Below are 21,188 nucleotides of genomic sequence, written 5' to 3'. Positions count from 1 at the left end.
CTGACCAAGGGCCAGTACTCCCCCACCTCCGAACTCGGCAAGATCACCAAGTCCACCCCGATGGGCTCCCTCGACGCCCCCTTCAACCCGGTCTCCCTCGCCATCGGCGCCGAGGCCACTTTCGTGGCCCGCACCGTCGACTCCGACCGCAAGCACCTCACCGAGGTGCTCCGGCAGGCAGCCGACCACCAGGGCACGGCGCTCGTGGAGATCTACCAGAACTGCAACATCTTCAACGACGGCGCCTTCGAGGTCCTCAAGGACAAGGAACAGGCGGCGGAGGCCGTGATCCGCCTCGAACACGGGCAGCCGATCCGCTTCGGCACCGACGGCCACAAGGGCGTCGTCCGCGACCAGGCCACCGGCGACCTGCACGTCGTCGAGGTCACCCCGCAGAACGAGGCGTCCATCCTCATCCACGACGCGCACGCGGCCGGCCCCACCACCGCCTTCGCGCTCTCCCGCCTCGCCGACCCCGACACCCTGCACCAGACCCCCATCGGCGTCTTCCGCAGCATCGAGCGGCCCGTCTACGACACCCTCATGGCCGACCAGCTCGACACGGCCGTCGACCAGAAGGGCAAGGGCGACCTGTCCTCGCTCCTGACCGGCAACGACACGTGGACCGTCGCGGGCTGACGGTCCCCCCGGTGCCACCGCCCGGGGGAGTGCCGCAAACCTGGCTCCTGACACTGGGCGGCCGGCACTTCCCCCGGGACGGTTCCTCCTACGCGAGCGTGCTCGACGCCGACGAGCTGCACCGCGCGAGCACGTACGTACGGCCCCTGGACCGCGAGCGGTTCCTCGCGGGCCGCTGGGCGCTGCGCCGGCTGCTCGGAGCCCATCTGGGCAGGCCGCCGCGCGAGATCGAACTGGTCCGGGAGGACTGCCCCGGCTGCGGCGGCCCGCACGGGCGGCCCGCCGTGCCCGGGGCTCCGCTGCACTTCTCGCTCTCCTACGCGGCCGACCGGGTCCTGCTGGCCTTCGCCCGCACCCCCGTCGGCGCCGACATCGAAGCCGTGGCGGCACCCCGGGCGGCGGCGACTGCCTGGCCTCGAGACATGGCCGACTGCCTGCACCCCGGTGAGCGGGCGGAGCTGACGGCCCTCGCCCCCGAGGACCGGCCCACCGCGTTCACCCGCTGCTGGACGCGCAAGGAGGCGTACCTGAAAGGCACCGGCGCCGGACTCGCCGACGGCGTCGACCACATCTTCCTCGGGTGCGGCCCCGGCCCTGCCCGACCCCCGGGATGGACCGTGTACGACATCGCGGTCGGCGAGGGATTCGCCGCCGCCTGCGCGGTCCGTACCGGTGCACCCGACACCACCAGGAGGAACACACCGTGAAGGACCCCAAGGCCCGGCTCGACTCGCTGCGCGCCGACATCGAGCGGCGCAACCCCGCGCAGCCCGAGTTCCACCAGGCGGTGCGCGAGGTGCTGGAGACCCTGGCCCCCGTGTTCGCCGCGCGCCCCGAGTACGCCGTTCCCGGGCTCGTCGAGCGGCTGACCGAGCCCGAGCGCCAGATCATCTTCCGGGTGCCGTGGCAGGACGACCGGGGCGAGGTCCACGTCAACCGCGGCTACCGGGTGGAGTTCAACAGCGCGCTCGGCCCGTACAAGGGGGGCCTGCGCTTCCACCCGGCCGTCGACATCGGCGTGGTGAAGTTCCTCGGCTTCGAGCAGATCTTCAAGAACGCCCTGACCGGGCTCGGGATCGGTGGCGGCAAGGGCGGCAGCGACTTCGACCCGCGCGGGCGCTCCGACGCCGAAGTGATGCGGTTCTGCCAGTCCTTCATGACGGAACTCCACCGGCACATCGGCGAGCACACGGACGTCCCGGCCGGTGACATCGGCGTCGGCGGCCGCGAGATCGGCTACCTCTTCGGGCAGTACCGGCGCATCACCAACCGCTGGGAGGCCGGCGTCCTCACCGGCAAGGGCACCGGCTGGGGCGGCTCGGCGATCCGCCCGCAGGCGACCGGATACGGCAGCGTCCTGTTCGCGGCCGAGATGCTGGAGCGCAAGGGCGCCGGGCTCGAAGGGCGCTCCGCCGTGGTCTCCGGCTCCGGCAACGTCGCGATCCACACCATCGAGAAGCTGCAGCGGATGGGCGCGCACCCGATCACCTGCTCCGATTCCGAGGGCTACGTGGTGGACGGCAAGGGCATCGACCTCGAACTGCTCAAGCAGATCAAGGAGGTGGAACGCGGCCGGGTCGGCGAGTACGCGGCCCGCCGGGGCGGCTCCGCCCGCTTCGTGCCGGGCGGCCGGGTCTGGGAGGTGGCGGCCGAGGTCGCCTTCCCCTCGGCCACGCAGAACGAACTCGGCGCCGACGACGCGCGCACGCTCATCGGCAACGGGGTCAAAGCGGTCTCCGAGGGCGCCAACATGCCCACCACCCCCGAGGCCGTGCACCTGTTCCAGGAGGCCGGCGTGGCCTTCGGCCCGGGCAAGGCGGCCAACGCCGGCGGAGTCGCGGTCAGCGCGCTGGAGATGAGCCAGAACGCCGCGCGCGACGCGTGGAGCGGCCGCCGGGTGGAGGAGGAGCTCGCGCGCATCATGCGGGACATCCACACCACCTGCTGGGAGACGGCGCACCGGTACGGCGCGCCCGGCGACTACGTGACCGGCGCGAACATCGCCGGCTTCGAGCGGGTCGCCGACGCGATGCTCGCCCAGGGAATCATCTGATCCATCAGATACAGATGTATCTGGACTGATATAAGGTCGCCCGTGTGAATGGAGTACAGCTCTTCCTGCTGGGACGCACGCTGATGAAGATCGGTGAGGAGGCCATCCCCACCGATCGTCTCGGCAAGCGGCCGATGAGCACGCGGTCGGTACTGATCGTGATGCTCGACATCTACGCGCACCCGGACACGACGGTCGGCGAGATCGCCACCCGCTCCGGTCTGCCGCAGAGCGCCGTGTCCGCCTGTGTGGCGCGGCTGCGGGAGACCGGATCGGTGGTGACGCAGACCGACCCCCGCGACCGGCGCCGGACCCTGGTCCGGCAGAACCCCGAGGTGACCGACCGGCGCGCCGAGGTCGCCGGGGCGCGCGTCGACGACGCCCTCGCCACGGCGCTCGGAACCGACGACCCGGTGGAGGTCGCCCAGGTGGTCGCCCTCCTGGAGGCCCTGGCCCGGCGCCTGTCCCCCGAGGTGCTGGCCCGGCTGGCGCCGGACCCGTCCTGACGGCCGGAGACGCAAGGAAGCCGCCCGGGTGCTCGGCACCCGGGCGGCTTCCGCGTCTTCTCGGCGGTGAGTCCCTACTCGGCGACGTACGTGTACCCGCTCCAGGCGTATACCAGGAGCTCCAGCTCCTCTTCCGTGACCGTGCCGTCCGTGGGCTCGAAGTGCTCGTACCGGTTTCCCACGAGCAGCTTCACCTTGGAGTTGGTGTCCTCGACGTAGCGGACCCGCTCCTCGGGCTTGAGTTCGAGCGTCGCAGGTCCGCCGCTGAGTACCACGTTGGGGCTCTGTGTTGTCATGGCGTCGTCTCCTCTGGGGCGCGGATACGGAGGCAGTGACGTCACTGCGCGGACAGGATCAGACGTCCGGCTAAAGCCGCTCTAAACGCCCGCCGCCGCCTTCGGCGCCCCGGCGGGAGCCGCCGTGGGAGCCGCCCCGGCCGCCGCCCCGGCCGCCGTGCCCGCGGCCGTCTCCTCGGCCCGGCCGCGGACCAGGAAGCAGGCCAGCACACCCGCCAGGACCACCGCGATCGGCAGCGCCGCCGTCACGTGCAGGGTCGCGACGAAGGCGTCCGCGTACGCCTTCCCGGTGGCCAGCTCCGCCGCGAGCCGGCCCTGGAGCAGGGCGCCCACGGCGGCCGCGCCGATGACCGAACCGATCTGCCGGACGGTGCTGTTGACCGCGGAAGCCGCCCCCGCGAGCCGCGGGTCCACGCCCCGCATCGCCTCGGCGGACATCGGCGCGACCACGCAGCCGATGCCGAGGCCGGTGACGACGGTGGCCGGGACGAAGGCGTACCAGGGGGTCGCGGGACCGGCGATCAGCACGATCGCCGCCATGCCGACCGCGTACAGGGTCAGACCCGCCATCAGCAGGTACTTGCCGCCGATCCTGTCGGAGAGCCGGCCCGCGAACGGTCCCACCGCCATCGACACCAGGGAGGACGGGGCGAGCACCAGGCCCGCCTTGATCGCGCTCAGGCCCAGGACGGACTGGAGGTACAGGTTGAAGGGGAGGACCAGCCCGATCATCGCCATCGACACGAGGGCGACCATCCCCGTCAGCACGGAGAAGTTGCGGTCCTTGAAGAGCGCGAACGGGACCAGCGGCTCGCGGTCCTGACGACCCCGCTGGTGGACGAAGAACCCGGCGGCCAGCGCCGCACCCGCGGCCAGCAGTCCCCAGATCCCGGCGCCCCAGTGGTAGTGCTCGCCCTCCTGGAGCGCGAAGGCCAGGCAGAACAGCGCGCCGGTGGCCAGCAGGACGCCGGGAACGTCGAAGGTGCGCGTCCGGCCGGTGCGTACGTCGGGCACCACCAGGAACGTCAGCACCAGCGCGGCGATCCCGATCGGCACGTTCACCAGGAAGATCCAGCGCCATCCGACGGCGGAGACCAGCACGCCGCCCAGGGTCGGACCCGACAGCGTGGCCAGGCCCGCCACCATGCCCCAGATGCCCATCGCCGTGCCGCGCCGGGCCGCCGGGAAGACCGACATGATCAGCGCCATCGTCTGCGGTGTGAGCAGCGCGGCGCCGAGGCCCTGCACCCCGCGGGCGGCGATCAGCATCACCGGGCCGGTGGCCAGCCCGCAGGCGATGCTGGCGGCGGTGAACACCGCCACGCCGGCGACGAAGAGGTTGCGGGGTCCCCACAGGTCGCCGAGCCGGCCGGCGGTGATCAGCAGCACGGCCAGGACGAGGGCGTAGCCGCTGACCACCCACAGGGTCTGGTCCAGGGTCGCCCCCAGTGCGTCGATCATCTCGGGGATCGCGATGTTCACGATCGTCAGGTCCAGCAAGGTCATGAAGAACCCCAGTGACATGGTCACCAGTACCGCCCAGGGATTCCCGGCCCACTTCCGCATGTGTCCACTCCTCTCGCGCCGTCTGCTGGGAGCAACCGTAATACATCTTTTTTGATGCATCAAGATGGATGGATATTTGAGGCGGCGATCCGCGGCGATCTGCAGCGGTCCGCGGCGACGACCCGGGGCGGTGATCTGGGGCGGGGCGCGACCCGGCTGGGGTGGCGCGCCTCCCCCCGGTTCCGGCAGCCTGTGTCCGGGGACCACCCGGAACGACAGATAGGGGAGTGCCACCGTGCTCACGGCACTTGAAGGCGCCTACGGGGACCGCGGGGACGCCGTCACCGTCGCCGGCCGCACCGCCTCGTACGAGGAACTGCTCGGCGCGGCCGGAGCGGTCGCCGCGGACGTCGCGGGGGCCCCGGCCTTCGCCGTCACGGCGACGGCCTCGCTGGAGACCGTCGCCGCGGTGGTCGGCGGGCTGTTGGCCGGGGTGCCCTGCGTGCCGCTGCCGCCCGACGCGGGGCCCGCCGAGCGGGAGCACATCCTGCGCGACTCGGGGGCCGCCGAGGTCGAGGTCGACTTCGCGCGCCGCGCGGACGCCCCGTCGGGGAAGACCGCCGCGTCCGAGGACCCCGCGCTGATCCTCTACACCTCGGGCACCACCGGCCCGCCCAAGGGCGTGGTGCTCGGCGGCGCCGCCATCGCCGCGGACCTCGACGCCCTCGCCGAGGCCTGGCAGTGGAGCGCCGAGGACACCCTGGCGCACGGACTGCCGCTGTTCCACGTGCACGGCCTCGTGCTCGGCGTGCTCGGCGCCCTGCGCACCGGCAGCCGCCTCGTGCACACCGGCCGGCCGACGCCCGAGGCCTACGCCGCGGCCGGCGGCAGCCTGTACTTCGGGGTGCCGACCGTGTGGTCCCGCATCGCCGCCGAACCGGAGGCCGCCTCCGCCCTGTCCGGGGCCCGGCTCCTCGTCTCCGGGAGCGCGGCCCTGCCCGCGCCCGTCTTCCGCGACCTCGAACGCCTCACCGGGCACCGCCCCGTCGAGCGCTACGGCATGACCGAGACCCTGATCACCCTCAGCGGCCGGGCGGGCGGCGAGGTCCGCCCCGGCACGGTCGGCACACCCCTCACCGGCATCCGCACCCGCATCGCCGCCGAACCGGGCGCCGGGATCGGGGAACTCCAGCTGACCGGCCCCACGCTGTTCTCCGGGTACCTCGGCCGCCCGGAGGCCACCGCCGCCGCGTACACCGAGGACGGCTGGTTCCGTACGGGGGACATCGCGGCCGTCGACGAGAGGGACGGCGTGCACCGGATCGTGGGCCGCGCCTCCATCGACATGATCAAGTCCGGGGGCTACCGGATCGGCGCGGGCGAGATCGAGAACGCCCTGCTCGACCACCCCAAGGTGCGCGAGGCGGCCGTCGTCGGCGTCCCCGACGCGGACCTCGGACAGCGGATCGTCGCCTACGTCGTCGCCGACGGGGTCACCGGCGCCGAGCTCACCGACTTCGTCGCCGCGCACCTGTCGGTGCACAAGCGCCCGCGCGAGGTCCGCTTCGTCACGGCGGTGCCGCGCAACGCCATGGGCAAACCGCAGAAGAAGCTGCTGCTGGAAGGGGATCCGGGGAACCGGCCCTGACGGAATGTCCGAAGCGGGGCCGGGCGCCCCGTGAGTACGTTGACCCGCATGGACCAATCGGCCGCAGGCCCCGCTGCCGGCCGCCCCGCCGCGAAGGCGGCCGACGCGGCGGTCTCACGCGGGGCCTGACGGGGCGCCGGCCGAGCCCGTCGGCCCGGCCGGTCCCGGTCGCCCGGCCGAGCCCGTCGGCCCGGCCGGTCCTTGCGGACGGACCGGTCAGGCCACGGCGCCGCTGTCCACGGCGGCCGTGTTCCCGAAGGCCTTCACGGCCTGGTAATAGGTCCAGGCGGTGGAGTCGCACGAGGTCTTCTTCAGCCCGGAGTACGCCGAACACACCCGCTTGAGGTCGGCGTACAGGGCGTCGTCGAGCCGCGACTTGTTCGCGCTGAACGTGCCCGCCTGCTTGTAGTTGCGGTAGCCGAAGTCGTGGCGGGCGCACGCCGTCTGGAACGGGAACCCGAACGGGTTGTCCGGGGAGGACGAGCAGTAGTCGGTCGACCAGTCGAACCCGTAGGCGGACCAGGCGCCCTGGTTGTTGCGGGCCGAGAGCCAGGCGTTGTAGCTCGCGGAACTCGTCTGCGTCCAGCTGCTGAGGACCTGGGGCTTGTCGGCCGGCGCGGCGGAGGCCGGGGTGGCCAGGGCGACGAGGGCGGCGGCGGAAGCGGCGATCACGGTGGCGAGTCGACGGCGCATCAAAGTCCTCCGGGGACAGGGGCGCCGGGGGTTCCCGGCGCCGGGCGGCCCCAGACTGGGAGGGCCGGATATCGCGCAGCCCCGGTGCGCCTATACGGAACCTCTTCGCACCACATACGGCCGTTGGCGGGAGCAACACCCGTGAACCTTCCGAGAAGGCTTTTCGAAGTGGATCTACTGACTGGTAACTGATCACATGAGCGGGTGCGTGGGGGATGCGCACGGCAGGCGAGTTCAGGGGGACGCAGCGATGCGAGAGGTCTTATTCGGCCTGTTGGGGCCGCTCGACGTGCAAATCGACGGGGTCTCCGTCCAGCTGGGCGGAGCCCGCCAGCGGACCCTGCTGGCCGTGCTGCTCCTGTCACCCGGCCGGATCGTCTCCGTGGACAGCCTCATCGACGCCGTCTGGCCCTCCGGGGCCCCCACCACCGCCCGCAACCAGATCGCCATCTGCGTCGCCCGCCTGCGCAAGGTGTTCAGGGCCGCCACCGCGCCCGCCGGATCCGGCGAGACCGCCCCGCTGATCACGACGTCCCACCCCGGCTACGTCCTCAACCCGCTGGAACACCGCATCGACGCCGTCGCCTTCGACGACGCGGTCCGCCGGGCCCGCGAGCTGGTCCGCAGCGGCAGGAACGACGAGGCCTGCGACGCGTACGCCGGAGCGCTCTCGCTGTGGCGCGGCCGCGCCCTGGAGGGCGTGACCGGCCCCCGCGTGGAGCAGGAGGCCGCCCGGCTGGAGGAACTGCGCCTGGACGTCCACGAGGAGTACGCGGGCCTGCGCCTCCAGCTCGGCCGCCACCGCGCCCTGATCCCCGAACTCTCCGCGCTCGTCCGGGAGAACCCGCTGCGGGAACAGGCCCGCGCCCACCTGATGCTCGCCCAGTACCGCTCCGGGCGCCGCGCCGCCGCCCTCGAGGTCTTCCGTGAGGGCCGCGCCCTGCTCGTCGGCGAACTCGGCATCGAGCCCGGCCCCGTGCTCCAGGACATGCACGACCTCGTCCTCAGCGACTCGCCCGAACCGGCCGGGCCGCCCGCCGATACCGTCCCCGCCGCCCACGTACCCGCCCAGCTGCCCGCCGCCTCCGCCTCCTTCACCGGCCGCGCCGGGGAACTGGACGCCCTGGACCGGATGCTCGACGAACGCCTGGGCCAGTCCCCCCTGACCGTCGCCGCCATCAGCGGCATCGCAGGGGTGGGCAAGACCGCCCTCGCCGTCCAGTGGGCCAACCGGATCGCCGCCCGCTTCCCCGACGGCCGGCTCTTCAGCGACCTGCGGGGCTACGACGAGACGTACGAGCCGGTGTCGCCCGCCACCACCCTCGACCGCTTCCTGCGCGACCTCGGCGTCCCCGCCGCCCGGATCCCCGCCGACCCCGGCGACCGGGCCGCCCTCTACCGCAGCGTGCTCGGCGGCAAACGCGTCCTGATCGTCCTGGACAACGTCCGCTCCTTCCGGCAGGTCCGCCCGCTCCTGCCCGGCAACGGCCGCTGCTGCGTGCTCATCACGAGCCGCGACCTGATGGACGACCTCATCGGCGACTACGCCGTGCTGCGCGTCGGGCTGAACGCGATGTCCCCCTCCGAGGCGACCGCACTGCTCGCCGAGGTCGCCGGAGCGGACCGGATCACGGTGGACCCCGGCGCCACCGAACGCCTCGGAGAGCTGTGCGACCGGCTCCCGCTCGCCCTGCGCATCGCGGGCTCCCGCCTCGCCGCCAAACCCCACTGGTCCGTACGGAGCCTGGTCACCCGGCTGGAGGACCAGCGGCGCAGACTGGACGAACTCAGCCCGGGCGAGGGCGGCGTACGCGCCGGATTCAGACTGAGCTACCGCGATCTGGCCCCGGACGCCCGCCGCCTCTACCGGCGCCTCGGTCTGCTCGGCGTGCCCGACTTCGCCGCCTGGGCCGGTGCGGCCCTCGTCGACACCGACCCGGCCCACGCCGAAGACCTCATGGAACAGCTCGTGGACACCCAGCTCCTCGAGGTCGCCCCGTCCTCCGGACCCGCCACCCGCTACCGCCTCCAGGACCTGCTGAGGCTCTTCGCCTGGGAACGCGCCCAGGAGGAGGAGAGCGAGGAGGAGCGCACGGCCGCACTCGAGCGGGCGTACGGCGGCTGGCTCCACCTCGCCGACACGGCCCGCGAGCGCACGTACGGCGGTGCTCACGCGATGGCTTACGGCCGGGTGAAGCCCTACCCGCTGCCCGACGGGCTCGTCGGAGAGCTGCTCGCCGACCCCATCGCCTGGTTCGAGTCCGAACGCGTCGCCCTCGGCGCCGTCATCAGCCACTGCGCGGCCACCGACCACCTCGCCGCCTACGCCTGGGGGCTGACCCTCAACAGCACCACCCTCTTCGAGGCCCACAACTACCTGGAGGACTGGCGCACCTGCGCCGACCACGCCGTGGCCTCGGCCGCCCGCACCGGCGACACCCTGGGCGAGGCCACGATGCTGCGCTCCCTGGCCACCCTGGCGATCTACCAGCGGCACTACGAGGAGGCCCAGCCGCTGCTCGGCCGCGCCCTGGCCCTCTTCGACGCGTGCGGCGAGGTCCACGGCCGCGCCGTGACCCTGCGCAACCTCGCCCTGTGCGCCCGCTTCTCCGGCGACCTGGACGGGGCGGCGCAGGACGCGCGCGAGGCCCTGGGCGGATTCCGGACGGCGGGGGACACCGCGGGGGAGTCCCACGCCCTGGGCGTGCTCGCGCAGATCGAGCTCGAACGCGGCCACGTCGCCGAAGGCATCGCCCTGTGCCGGCAGGCCATCGCCAAGAGCCGCGAGGCCGGCAGCGTCCGCGGCGAGACCCAGAACACCTACCGGCTGGCCGAGGCCCTGCTGCGGCACGGCGATCCCGCCGGGGCGGAGCGGATCTGCCTCAGGGTGCTGGCCCTGACCCGGGAGGACGGCGACCGGCTCGGCGAGGCCCACGCCCTGCGCGGGATCGGCGAGGCCCGCTGGCGCCAGGGCGCGTGCCGGAGCGCGCGGACCGTGCTCCGCCAGGCGCTGAAGGCGGCCGGGGAGGTATCCGACCGCTTCCTGCAGGCCCGCATCGAAGCCGACCTCGGCTGTGCGCTCGCGGTCTGCGGGGACCACGGCGCGGTACGCCGGCTGGAGTCGGCCCGGGCGGTGTTCGAGGAACTGCGGGCCACCGTCTGGCGGGACCGCCTGGACCGCGTACTCGCCACGGTCACCACCCCCGGCCCCCTCACCCCGCAGACCCTGGTCCGCGTACTGGAGAGCTGACCGGCCGCGCCGGGCCGCCCGGTGCGCTCGAACGTCGCGCGGGGCTGGATCTCGCCGCGGACCGGCATATCCAGCCCCGCCAGGCGTTTGAGGCGCGGGGTCCGGGGCGGAGCCCCGTGCAGCTCAGCCGCGCCCGGCAGACCACGCCCGGACACCCCCTAGGTCCACGGCACCTCGACGGTGTCCAGCACCTCCCCGAGGGCCCCGGCCACCCCGTCGGCCGCCCCGGTGACCACGGTCGGCGCCGGCCCGGTCCACGGCACCTCGTCCGCCGCCGCCTGCCCCGCCGATCCGGCCACGAGGGCCGCGGCGGCGGCCGCGGAGCAGAGGACGCCGGCGAGCACGGTGCGGGTCTTTCGCATGCGGATCTCCTAGTGCTGTGGCCACTTCGCCGCCTGACCGGCACGACACCGCCGACGCTAGGGGGCGGCGCTGTCAACCCGATGTCGCCCCTATTTCGCCATCCGGGGGGCCTGCTTCGGACGCGGAAAAACCGATCCGACATCGGCGGGACAGCGCGGTCGGCGAAGGTGGCGCACACAGCCCCAACGCCCCCGCCGTCGACAGGACACCATGGACCTTCAGCTGCTCGGCCCGGTCGAGGCCTCCCGTGAGGGCACTCGGATCGCGCTCTCGGGAACGAAGACGCACACCGTGCTGGCGGCCCTGCTGCTCGCCCGGGGCCGCGTCGTGCCCGACACCCGGCTCAGCCTGCTGCTGTGGGGCGGCCGGCCGCCCGTCACGATGAGCGCGCAGCTCCACACGTACGTCTCCCGGCTGCGCAAACTCCTCGAACCCGAGGTCACCCTGGAGCGCCGCGGACCCGGCTACGCCGTCCGGACCGGCGACAGCCGCCTCGACGTAGCGGAGTACGAGCGGTTCGACCGGCTCGGCCGCCAGGCCCTCCAGGAACACCGGTACGAGGAGGCCGGCACCCTGCTCCGCGACGCGCTGGAGCTGTGGCAGGGGCCCATGCTGGTGAACGCCACCGAGCACCTCGTGCAGGAGGAGGTCCCGCAGTGGGAGGAGGCGCGCGCGGCCACGCTGGAGAACCGGATCGAGGCCGACCTCGCCCTCGGCCACCACCAGCGGATCACCGCCGAACTCACCCGGCTGGTGGCCGACTTCCCGCTCCGCGAGCGGATGAGGGCCCAGCTGATGACGGCCCTCTACCGGTGCGGGCGCCAGGCCGACGCCCTCCACGTCTTCCACGAGGGCCGCTCCGTCCTCGCCGAGGAGCTCGGCGTGGAACCGGGCCACGGCCTGCAGGCCGCCCACGAGGCCCTGCTGGGCGCCACCCTGGACCTCGCACCGCAACCCGCCGGGCCCGGGGGCGCCCCTGCGGTCACCCGCCGTCCCGCGGACACCGCCGCCCCGGACACCGCCGCCGTTCCCGCCGGGGTGCTGCTGCCGCCCTTCATGCTGCCACCCGACACCGGGGTCGCCTTCACCGGCCGCACCCGCGAACTGGCCGCGCTGCGCCGCATGTTCGCCGGTACGGCCGGGGAACCGCGCCGCTGCCTGATCACCGGCATGGCGGGCATCGGCAAGACCGCCCTCGCCGTGCACGCCGCACACACCGCCCAGGAGGAGTTCCCCGACGGCCGGCTCCACGCCGACCTGGCCGAGCCGGACGGCGCCCCCAAGGACCCGCGGGCGGTGCTGGTCCGCTTCCTGCGCGCGCTCGGGGAGGAACCGCCCGCGCCCGCCGCGCACGACCTCGAGGAACTCGTACGGCTCTACCGCACCCGGACGGCGGGCCGCCGGCTCCTGGTCCTGCTGGACAACGCGGCCGACACCGCCGGGCTCGCCCCGCTGCTGCCTGCCGGGCCGGAGTGCGCGGTGCTCGTGACGGGGCACGTCCACCTCACCGCGGCCACCGGACCCCACACGCTCGCCCTCGGCCCGATGAACCGCGACGACTCCCTCGACCTGCTCACGAACGCCCTGGGCACGGCACTCTCCGCCACCGAACCGGGTTCCGTGGAGCGGCTCGTGGACTTCTGCGGCGGCATACCGCTCGCGCTGCGCATCGCCGGAGCCCGGCTGGCCTCCCGCCCGCACTGGTCCGCGGCCCGGCTGGCCCAGCGGCTGGCCGACGAGCCCAGCCGGCTGGCGGAACTCTCCTTCGGCGAGCTGGACATGGCCGAAGCGCTCGCCGGCTGGCTGCGGCGCACCGACGCGGAGACCAGGGCGCTGCTGGCCCGGCTCTCGGTGCTCGGTCCGCGCCCGTTCTCCGCGGCCTCCGCCGCGACGGTCCTCGGACTGCCGGTACGCAGGGCCGAGGACCTGGTGGAGGGCCTCGTCGACGGCTCGTTCCTGGAGCCGGTCCGCTCCCCTGGCGCGCCGCCCGGCGACGGCTTCCGCTTCCACCCCCTGGTACTGCTCCACTTCCAGTCACTCCCCGTCGAGCGCCCCGTCCGGTCGGGACCCGTGCCGGCGCGGCAGGCACGGGGCAGTTTCCCCCCGGGTCCTCTACCCGTCCTGTAGTGCGGCTGCCACCGCCGTACGGGGGGTGTACGGCGAGTGGAGAAGGAGCGGAGAACCCCGGGGGAACCGCGTTCCACGCTGGTCAGGGCCGCCGTGAAAACTTCACTCCCGGCGGGTGAACCCCACACTGTCCGCCACCCACCCGGGTTCACAGAATCTCTTCTGTACCGCACTCCACCGGTTCTCGACCGGGACTCCACCGCAGCACATGAAGGGACCCACCCGCACTCATGAACGACTTCGCCTGCACCGATGCCGCCCGCCTCGTCGACTCGGCCGCTGTTCCTTTCATGCACGACCTCGTCATCGAGAACCTCGACCACCCCGGTGACCAGGGCGTCGCCCTGTTCACCGTGTGCGTGGTCGCGGTTCCGGCCGCCGGGCGGCTCCCGCGATGACCTTCCCCGGGGGGCAGGAAGGCGGCATCGGGTGCGACGGCACCGAACGCATCGGATTCAAGGCCCATTTGGCGGCCACCGTGGTACCCGGTGAGGCGGCCTACCTGGTCTCCCAGCGGGAGGTACTGGCCCTGCGCGGAGCCCACGCCGAGGTGCTGGCGCCGCTGCTCGACGGCACCCGCAGCGTCGCGCAGGTGGTCCGGGACGCCGCGCCCCTGCTGAGCGCCGGCCAGACCCGGGCCGCGCTCGCCTCCCTCACCGGGGCGGGACTGGTACGGACGTGGCCCGCCCCCGCCGGGGCCGCGGGCACCGCCCCCGCCGCCTGCACCGCCCCCGCCGCCCCCGCAGAAGGAGCCCCGGCCGACTCCGAGGCGTACTGGGACCTGCTCGGCCTGGACGGCGGAGCCGCCGCCCGGGACGTGCGCCGGGCCACGGTGCGGGTGGTGGCCCTCGACTCCACCGGCCCCCTCGAGGCCGAGCGGGCCCGCGCGGCCTGCCGGGACTCGGGCATCGGCCTGGCGGAGCCGGGCGGGTACGCCGACTTCGCCCTGGTGCTCTGCGACGACTTCCTCTCCCCGGCCCTCAAGGAGACCGACAGCGTCCACCGCGCCCAGGGGACCCCCTGGATGCCGGTCCGGGCCACCGGGGCGGAGCCGTGGATCGGGCCGGTCATGCGGCCGGGCACCGGTCCGTGCTGGTCCTGCATGGCCACGCGGCTGCGCCTGCACCGGCGCTCGGAGCGCCCCCTCCAGCTCCGGCTGGGCCTCGACGGGCCGCTGCCCCGGCCGGCCTCCTCGCTCGGTGCGGGCGCTGCCGCAGCCCTCCAGCTCGCCGTACTGGAAACCGCCAAGTGGCTGGCCGGCGTACGCTCCGAGGCGCAGTCCTCGATCCGGATCCTGGACTCCCGGGAGCTGGGCATCACCTCCCACCCGGTGGCCCGGCTGCCGCAGTGCGCGGTCTGCGGCGACCCCGCCCTCGTGGCCCGCAGGGTCCGCTCGCCCTTCGTCCCGGTCTCCCGCCCCAAGGCCCCCCACTCGCCCGGAGCGGACCGCGCGCTCGGCGCGGAGCAGGTGCTGGCGGCGTACGGGCACCTCGTCGGGCCCGTGACGGGCGTGGTCAAGGCGGTCGAACGGGACCCGGGCGCCCCGGACTTCCTGCACGCCTTCCACTCCGGCCACAACCTCGCGCTGGCCCCCCGGTCGCTGGCCGGACTGCACGCCGGGCTGCGCGCGCTCAGCGGCGGCAAGGGGCTTGACGAGACGGACGCCCGGACGAGCGCCCTGTGCGAGGCCGTCGAGCGCTACAGCGGCACCCGGCAGGGCGACGAGCCGGTGGTCCGGGACAGCTACCGGGCCCTGGGGGCGGCCGCGGCCGTCCACCCGTACGCCTGCCAGCTCTACGACGAGCGCCAGCTGCGCGACCGGGACCGGTGGAACGCCGCCGGATCGGCGCTGAGTTACGTGCCGGAGCCCTTCGACGAGCGCCGTCCGACGGAGTGGACCCCGGTCTGGTCGCTCACCGGGCGGACCCACCGGCTCCTGCCCACCTCCCTGCTGTACTTCGGCGACACGCACGCCCCCGACGGACTGTGCGCCGACTCCAACGGGAACGCCGCGGGCAGCAGCCCCGAGGACGCGCTGCTCCAGGGCTTCATGGAGCTCGTCGAACGGGACGCGGTCGCCCAGTGGTGGTACAACCGGCTGCGCGTGCCGGCCATCGACCTGGACGCCGCCGGCGAGCCGTACGTCGAGCGGCTGCGGGCGGGCTACCGGAGCCTGGGGCGGGAGGTCTGGGCCCTCGACCTCACCTCCGACTTCGGGATCCCGGTGGTGGCCGCGCTGTCGCGGCGCACATCGGGTCCGGCCGAGGAGATCCTGTTCGGTTTCGGGGCGCACTTCGACCCGCGGACCGCACTGCGCCGGGCCCTCACGGAGATGGGCCAGCTGCTGCCGGCCGTGGCGGCCGCCGGCCCGGGCGGGGGCCACCGGGTCACGGACCCCGCGGCGGTCCGCTGGTGGAGCGGGGCCACCGTTGCCAATCAGCCATATCTGGTGGCAGATCCGGCCTGCGTGGCGCGAACTCCCCAGGACTGGGGGTACCGTCCGCGGGCGGACCTGCTGGAGGACGTGAACGTCGTGACGGAGCTGGTCCGGGAGCGCGGGATGGAGCTGCTGGTGCTCGATCAGACACGGCCCGACCTGCGGCTTCCCGTGGTGAAGGTGATCGTTCCGGGGATGCGCCACTTCTGGCCCCGGTTCGCCCCCGGCAGGCTCTACGACGTACCGGTCGCCCTGGGGAGGTGCCCGGAACCGACCCCGTACGAGGAGCTCAACCCGGTTGCCATGTTCGTATAACCAGCCACATTTGGCCATTACGTAACAGAGTGCCACATAGGATCGCCACCGAGGCTCAAGCAGGCGCGACAGGAGAGGCCCGCGGTCGACGATGTCACTCCCTCAGCAGTCCGACGAGCCGTACGGGCCGGAGCCCGACGAACACCGGGACCTGCCCGCTCCCCGGCTGGCCCGGGTGATCCTGACGGCGGCTCTGCTGAGCTACCTGCTGATCACCACGCTCAACATCTGGAGCGCCCACACCGGACCGCGGCTGCTCCTCACCGGGCTGGCCTGCCTCACCGCCATCTTCTGCATCCAGCTGCGGCATTCGAGCCCCGGGGCCTCGCGCCGCCCCCGGTGGCAGAACGCCGTCACCCTGGGCGCCCAGGCACTGCTCACCTACCTCCCGGTCATCCTGTTCAAGGCCGTGTGGGGGGCGATGGCGGGGTTCTTCGCGGGCTCGCTGCTGCTCCTCCTGCCCGCCAGGGCGGCCTGGGGCCTGTACGCCGCCGTGGGCCTGAGCATGCTCGCCCCGCCGCTGCTGGAGGGCCGCCCCGTGCTCGACAGCATCTACCTGTGCCAGTCCACCCTGCTGACCGGGCTGGTCGTCTTCGGACTGACCCGGCTCGCGGACCTGGTCAACGTGCTCCACGAGACCCGGGGCCGGCTCGCCCGGCTGGCCGTCACCAAGGAACGGCTGCGCTTCGCCCGCGACCTGCACGACCTGCTCGGCTACAGCCTCTCCGCGATCACGCTCAAGAGCGAGGTGGTCCGGCGCATCCTGCCCACCCACCCCGAGCGCGCGATGGAGGAGATCCGCGAGGTCCTGGAGATATCCCGGCAGTCCCTGTCGGACGTGCGGACGGTGGCCAGCCGGCTGCGCGACATGTCGCTGGCGGAGGAGGCGGAGTCGGCCGAGTCGCTGCTGATCTCGGCCGAGGTCGCCGTGCACGTACGGATCGAGCCCGGCGCGATGGGCCGGCGTACGGACACGGTCCTCGCGGCGGTGCTGCGGGAGGCCGTCACCAACCTCATCCGGCACTCCAAGGCCACCCGCTGCGAGATAGAGGCCGTCCGCTCGGGCGACCGGGTCCGGCTCTCGGTCCGCAACGACGGCGCCGACCCGGCCCACCGCGACCCGTCCCCGGACGGGGGCACGGGGCTGGAGAGCCTGGCCGCCCGGCTGGCCGAGGTGGGCGGCTCCATGTCCACCGTCCACGCCGGAGAGGGAACGTTCCTGCTGGTGGCGGAGGCGGACGCCTTCCCCGCCGATCCGGAGAAGCAAGAGAAGAGAGGCCGAGGGTGACGATCCGACTGCTGCTCGCCGAGGACATGAACATGGTGCGGGGGGCCCTCGTGGCGCTCCTGAACCTGGAGGGCGACATGGAGGTCGTGTGCGAGCTGGAGCGCGGCGACGGCATCGTGGACGCCGCCGTGGAGTGCCGGCCCGACGTCGCCATCATCGACATCGACCTGCCGGGCCTGGACGGGCTGACGGCCGCGGCCCGGCTCCGGGAGAAGCTTCCCGAGTGCCGCACCCTGATCCTCACCAGCCTCGGCCGCCAGGGCACCCTGCGCCGGGCGCTGAACGCCCAGGTCACCGGCTACCTGCTGAAGGACGCCCCGCCGCACGAACTGGCCCACGCCGTACGGCGGGTGGCGGCCGGCCACCGGGTCATCGACCCCCAGCTGGCGCTCGCCGCCTGGGGCGGCAGCGAGACCCCGCTGACCGACCGCGAGACCGAGGTGCTCCAGCTGGCGGCCGAGGGCTCGGAGGCCGACGAGATCGCGAGGCGGCTGCACCTGGCGCCGGGCACCGTACGCAACTACCTGACCACGGTGGTGTCCAAGCTCAACGCGCGGAACCGCGTGGACGCCATCCGAATTGCCCGGGAAGCAGGGTGGCTCCTGTGACCTCCCCCGGGCGGACCAGGCCCCGCGGGCCCGGGGCCCCGCCGTCCTCCACCCGGGCCGCGATCCCCGCCGCCACCAGGTAGTCCAGGATCCCCTCGGCCACCCCGGCGGGCATCGCCAGCGAGGCCGAGGCGTCCTCCGGGGTGACCGGCCAGGCCAGCATGCCCACGACCCAGGCCACCTCGGGCCGGTGCACCAGGACCCGGTACAGGGCCCCCGAGGCCTCCAGCGACATCCCCTGCGCCCGGCGGGAGAGGCTCACGTCGGGGGCCAGCCAGACGGGCTGACGGACCGGCAGCCGCTCCAGGCCGAAACGCGCGTACCGGGAGACCGGCGCCGCCGAGAGCAGCGGCCCGGCCAGGTCGTCGATGCCCAGGGTGCGCACGATCAGGTGGGAGACCCGCTCCAGCTCCGGCATCAGCACCAGCCAGGACCAGGCCGGCGCCGCCGGGTCGTCGTCCCCGGGAGCCAGGTTCGGCGGCCACATCGGGCCGAGCTCCATCCGCCGCAGCGCCTCGCCGACCGCCGGGTCCACCTCGCCGAGCCGCTCCTCGCCCCACGGCCCGCTCAGGGTGAACTCGCCCGCGCCGGGGCCGGTGCGGACGACGACGTCCTCGGAGAGCGACCAGAGGTGGACTGTACGGTTCCGCTCGGCGTTCGGCATGTGGGTGGCGCCCCCTTCCAAGTTGATCCCGTCGAGTCTGCGGGCCGCGGCGGCACCCTGCCCAGCCACGTCGTCACGGACTGGGCGTGAACATCTCATACCCAGGGCAATTCACCGCTCCCTTAATCACCTGTCGGCCCCCGCCGGCGCCTCCCTACCCTCTGGCGCACGGGGGTGGGCGAGTGAGAGGGAGATGTCTGGTGTTCGGTGAAGGCGTGCGTTTCACAGAGGGGATCTTCCCCCCGGCCGTCACGTGTGACGTGCCGGGCGTCGATGCCGCGGAGTGGGCGGCGCAGCGGCGCGAGGCCATCGAGACCGTGCTGCGCGCGAGCGGGGCGCTGCTCCTGCGAGGGTTCTCGGTGACCGACGCCGACACCTTCGAAGCCGTCGCGGCGAGCCTGGTCACGACGCTCTACGGGGAGTACGGCGACCTCCCGCACGAGAAGGACACGGACCGGGTCTACAAGTCGACGCCCTATCCGGCGCGGCAGTCGATCCTGTTCCACCACGAGAGTTCACACATGCCGCAATGGCCGAGCCGGCAGTTCTTCTGCTGCGTCCAGCCCTCGGAGCAGGGCGGTGCCACCCCGATCGTCGACGGCCGCGAGGTCCACGCCCGGCTGCCGGAGGACATCCGGCGGCAGTTCGAGACCCTCGGCATCCGCTACTCCCGCAACTTCGTGGAGGGGCTGGACGTCGGCTGGAAGGAGATGTTCGGCACCGACGACCCCGGCGAGGTGGAGCGGCGCTGTGCCGCCCAGGGCGTCGAGTGCGAATGGCTGGCCGACGGCACCCTGCGCACCCGGCAGTGGGCGCCGGCCGTGATCCGGCACCCGCAGACCGGCGAACCGGTCTTCTTCAACCAGCTGTTCCTGCACCACACGGCCTGCCTGGACAAGGAGGTGCGGGAACTGCTGACCTCGCTGTTCGGCGAGGACGAGGCGCTCTTCCCGCGCAGCGCCACCTTCGGCGACGGCTCGCCCATCCCGGACGAGACCGTGGACCTGCTGCTCGGGCTCTACGACACCCTCGCCCGCCGCTTCACCTGGCAGCGCGGCGACGTGGTCGTGATCGACAACATGCTGGTCGCACACGGCCGGGACCCGTTCGCGGGCGCCCGCAAGATCATGGTGACCATGGGCGACATGGTCTCCCGGCGCGAGCTGAGCGGAGCCAGGGAGTGAGCAGGACCGCGATCACGGAGAAGTCCCCGGCCGCGCGGGGCGGCACGCTGTACGGCCAGGTCCGCCCCGCGCTCGCGGACTCGGTCGTCCACCTCGTACGCGAACACGCGCTGCGGCGCCCCGACGCGGTGGCGGTCGAGGGCTCCGGCACCCTGCTGACCTTCGCGGGCCTGTGGCACCGGGCCCTGGTGATCGCCGCCGCCCTGGACGAGGCCGGGGTGGGCCCCGGCGACCGGGTCGTCGTCCGCGCCGACCGGACGCCCGGCGTGATCGCCGCCGCCCTGGCCGTGATGGCCCTGCGCGCGGTGTACGTACCGGTCGACCCGACGCATCCCGCCGAGCGCATCGCCACCGTCCTGACGGCCTGCGACCCCGCGGCCCTCGTGCACGACGGCACCGGCTTCCCGGAAGCGGCCGCCGCGGGCCGCGCGCCCGCGGTGGACGTGGCGGTCCTGCCCGCCCTGGACGCGCCGCCCGAGCCGGCCCTGCCCCGGCCCGGGGACGTCGCCTACGCCGTCTTCACCTCGGGCTCCACCGGAGTGCCCAAGGGGGTGCTGGTCGAGCACGCCTCGCTGGTCAACTACGTCGGCTGGTGCGGCGGGCTGGTCGGCCGCTCGACGGGCGGCAGCCCCCTCTTCGGGAGCCTCGGCTTCGACCTGGCCATGACCTCGCTCTGGGTGCCCCTGGCGCAGGGCAGCCGGGTGGTCACCGTGGCCGGGGTCTGGGACCAGGAGACCCTGTTCGGGCCGCGCGCACAGCCGTACACCTTCATCAAGCAGACCCCGTCCCACGCACGGTTCTTCGAGGTGCTGGCCGAACCCCCGGTCTACGGGGGCACCACCCGGTCCCTGATGTTCGGCGGCGAGGGCCTGGACCCGGCCCTGATCCGGGAGCTGGCCCCGCGCCTCGGCGGGGTCCGGCTGATCAACCACTACGGGCCGACGGAGACCACCATCGGCGCCCTGGCGCACGTCTTCGACCGGGGCCGCGTGCCGGGCACCCCCACCGTGCCGATCGGCACGCCCGCCTGGAACACCCGGGCCCACGTGCTCGACGAGCAACTGCGCCCGGTGGCCCCGGGGCAGGCCGGCGAACTGGTGATCGCGGGCCGGGCGGTCGCGGCCGGCTACCTGGGCGGCCGGGGCGGCGACCGCTTCGTCGACGAGGCCGACCTGGGCCTCGCGGACGTACCGGGACGGGCCTACCGCACCGGGGACGTGGTGGAACTCCTCGACAGCGGGGCCCTGCTGTACCTCGGCCGCCGGGACGACCAGCTGAAGGTGAGCGGCCACCGGATCGAACTCGGCGAGCTCCGCCACCACGCGCTGTCCGTCCCGGGGGTCGCCGACGCGGCCTTCGAGGTGGTGCGCGGGCCCGTGGACACCCTGGAGGCCTTCGTGGTGCCCGCGCAGCCGTGGCCGGACGCCGGGGAGTTCGCCGAACGGGTCCGGACCTCGCTGGCGGCGGTTCTGCCCTCGGTGCTGGTGCCGAACGAGGTGCACGTGGTCGCCCGGCTGCTCGTCAACGCCAACGGCAAGCGCGACGTACGGGCCACCCGGCAGCAGCTCGCCGAACTGGCGCGGCCGGTCCGGTGAACGGCGTCTTCACGCC

General features: G+C 73.7%; 18 protein-coding genes. 13 read left to right on the top strand and 5 right to left on the bottom strand.

Annotated elements, in window-relative coordinates; all coding sequences use genetic code 11:
* From ACIGFK_RS34865 to ACIGFK_RS34850, 4 genes are all read left to right on the top strand, one after another.
* Positions 1–639: thiamine pyrophosphate-dependent enzyme (locus ACIGFK_RS34865; RefSeq protein WP_400055064.1), on the top strand; the 639-nt coding region annotated here is incomplete at its 5' end.
* Between the two features lie 11 nt (positions 640–650).
* On the top strand, positions 651–1,346 hold the full coding sequence (locus ACIGFK_RS34860; protein ID WP_376662435.1) for a 4'-phosphopantetheinyl transferase family protein: 696 nt from the start codon (positions 651–653) through the stop codon (positions 1,344–1,346).
* Entirely contained in the window at positions 1,343–2,692 is a 1,350-nt protein-coding gene (gene gdhA, locus ACIGFK_RS34855) for an NADP-specific glutamate dehydrogenase (RefSeq protein ID WP_386468606.1), read from the top strand. Before ACIGFK_RS34860 ends, gdhA begins: the two co-directional genes overlap by 4 nt.
* A gap of 83 nt (positions 2,693–2,775) precedes the next feature.
* Positions 2,776–3,198, top strand: a complete 423-nt coding sequence (locus ACIGFK_RS34850; RefSeq protein WP_376662437.1) for a MarR family transcriptional regulator — start codon at positions 2,776–2,778, stop codon at positions 3,196–3,198.
* Positions 3,199–3,272: 74 nt separating this feature from the next.
* Here the strand turns inward: ACIGFK_RS34850 and ACIGFK_RS34845 are convergent, their stop codons facing one another.
* Both ACIGFK_RS34845 and ACIGFK_RS34840 read right to left on the bottom strand, forming a co-directional pair.
* Positions 3,273–3,494 carry a DUF5988 family protein gene (locus ACIGFK_RS34845; RefSeq protein WP_376655366.1) on the bottom strand — a complete coding sequence of 74 codons (222 nt, stop codon included), beginning with the start codon at positions 3,492–3,494 and terminating at the stop codon, positions 3,273–3,275.
* A gap of 81 nt (positions 3,495–3,575) precedes the next feature.
* On the bottom strand, positions 3,576–5,060 hold the full coding sequence (locus tag ACIGFK_RS34840) for a DHA2 family efflux MFS transporter permease subunit (protein WP_400055061.1): 1,485 nt from the start codon (positions 5,058–5,060) through the stop codon (positions 3,576–3,578).
* 235 nt (positions 5,061–5,295) lie between these two features.
* Here ACIGFK_RS34840 and ACIGFK_RS34835 point away from each other — a divergent pair, with 235 nt between their 5' ends.
* Positions 5,296–6,648, top strand: coding sequence for an AMP-binding protein (locus ACIGFK_RS34835; RefSeq protein ID WP_386468608.1), 1,353 nt, complete (start codon positions 5,296–5,298; stop codon positions 6,646–6,648).
* 216 nt (positions 6,649–6,864) lie between these two features.
* Here the strand turns inward: ACIGFK_RS34835 and ACIGFK_RS34830 are convergent, their stop codons facing one another.
* Entirely contained in the window at positions 6,865–7,341 is a 477-nt protein-coding gene (locus ACIGFK_RS34830) for a phospholipase (RefSeq protein ID WP_376655363.1), read from the bottom strand.
* Between the two features lie 250 nt (positions 7,342–7,591).
* Here ACIGFK_RS34830 and ACIGFK_RS34825 point away from each other — a divergent pair, with 250 nt between their 5' ends.
* Complete coding sequence (locus ACIGFK_RS34825; protein ID WP_400055059.1) at positions 7,592–10,591, top strand: AfsR/SARP family transcriptional regulator; 3,000 nt, start codon at positions 7,592–7,594, stop codon at positions 10,589–10,591.
* 158 nt (positions 10,592–10,749) lie between these two features.
* Here the strand turns inward: ACIGFK_RS34825 and ACIGFK_RS34820 are convergent, their stop codons facing one another.
* A complete protein-coding gene (locus tag ACIGFK_RS34820) occupies positions 10,750–10,953 on the bottom strand; it encodes a hypothetical protein (protein ID WP_386468612.1) in 204 nt (67 codons plus the stop codon).
* A 211-nt stretch (positions 10,954–11,164) separates the two neighbouring features.
* On the opposite strand from ACIGFK_RS34820, the gene ACIGFK_RS34815 reads away from it, so the two are divergent.
* The 5 genes from ACIGFK_RS34815 to ACIGFK_RS34795 all read left to right on the top strand — a co-directional run bounded on the left by ACIGFK_RS34815 (position 11,165) and on the right by ACIGFK_RS34795 (position 17,729).
* A complete protein-coding gene (locus tag ACIGFK_RS34815; RefSeq protein ID WP_400055056.1) occupies positions 11,165–13,081 on the top strand; it encodes a BTAD domain-containing putative transcriptional regulator in 1,917 nt (638 codons plus the stop codon).
* Between the two features lie 230 nt (positions 13,082–13,311).
* A complete protein-coding gene (locus ACIGFK_RS34810) occupies positions 13,312–13,479 on the top strand; it encodes a hypothetical protein (RefSeq protein ID WP_376655359.1) in 168 nt (55 codons plus the stop codon).
* On the top strand, positions 13,476–15,833 hold the full coding sequence (locus ACIGFK_RS34805) for a TOMM precursor leader peptide-binding protein (RefSeq protein ID WP_376655358.1): 2,358 nt from the start codon (positions 13,476–13,478) through the stop codon (positions 15,831–15,833). The genes ACIGFK_RS34810 and ACIGFK_RS34805 overlap by 4 nt, the downstream gene beginning before the upstream one ends.
* Positions 15,834–15,924: 91 nt before the next feature.
* Entirely contained in the window at positions 15,925–17,121 is a 1,197-nt protein-coding gene (locus ACIGFK_RS34800; RefSeq protein WP_376655357.1) for a sensor histidine kinase, read from the top strand.
* Entirely contained in the window at positions 17,118–17,729 is a 612-nt protein-coding gene (locus ACIGFK_RS34795) for a DNA-binding response regulator (RefSeq protein ID WP_376655356.1), read from the top strand. Before ACIGFK_RS34800 ends, ACIGFK_RS34795 begins: the two co-directional genes overlap by 4 nt.
* On the opposite strand, the gene ACIGFK_RS34790 is transcribed toward ACIGFK_RS34795, so the two are convergent.
* A complete protein-coding gene (locus ACIGFK_RS34790) occupies positions 17,668–18,462 on the bottom strand; it encodes an NADH oxidase (protein WP_376655355.1) in 795 nt (264 codons plus the stop codon). The genes ACIGFK_RS34795 and ACIGFK_RS34790 overlap by 62 nt on opposite strands.
* Before the next feature lie 146 nt (positions 18,463–18,608).
* Between ACIGFK_RS34790 and ACIGFK_RS34785 the strand changes: the two genes are divergently transcribed.
* Both ACIGFK_RS34785 and ACIGFK_RS34780 read left to right on the top strand, forming a co-directional pair.
* Positions 18,609–19,577, top strand: a complete 969-nt coding sequence (locus ACIGFK_RS34785) for a TauD/TfdA family dioxygenase (RefSeq protein ID WP_376655354.1) — start codon at positions 18,609–18,611, stop codon at positions 19,575–19,577.
* Positions 19,574–21,172 (top strand): amino acid adenylation domain-containing protein, encoded by a 1,599-nt coding sequence (locus tag ACIGFK_RS34780; RefSeq protein WP_400055054.1) that lies wholly within the window; start codon positions 19,574–19,576, stop codon positions 21,170–21,172. Before ACIGFK_RS34785 ends, ACIGFK_RS34780 begins: the two co-directional genes overlap by 4 nt.
* Positions 21,173–21,188 lie beyond the last annotated feature (16 nt).

Source organism: Streptomyces sp. NPDC085524 (genome assembly GCF_044541755.1).
Lineage (GTDB): Bacteria > Actinomycetota > Actinomycetes > Streptomycetales > Streptomycetaceae > Streptomyces.
This window is presented reverse-complemented; position numbering and strand designations above follow the sequence as displayed.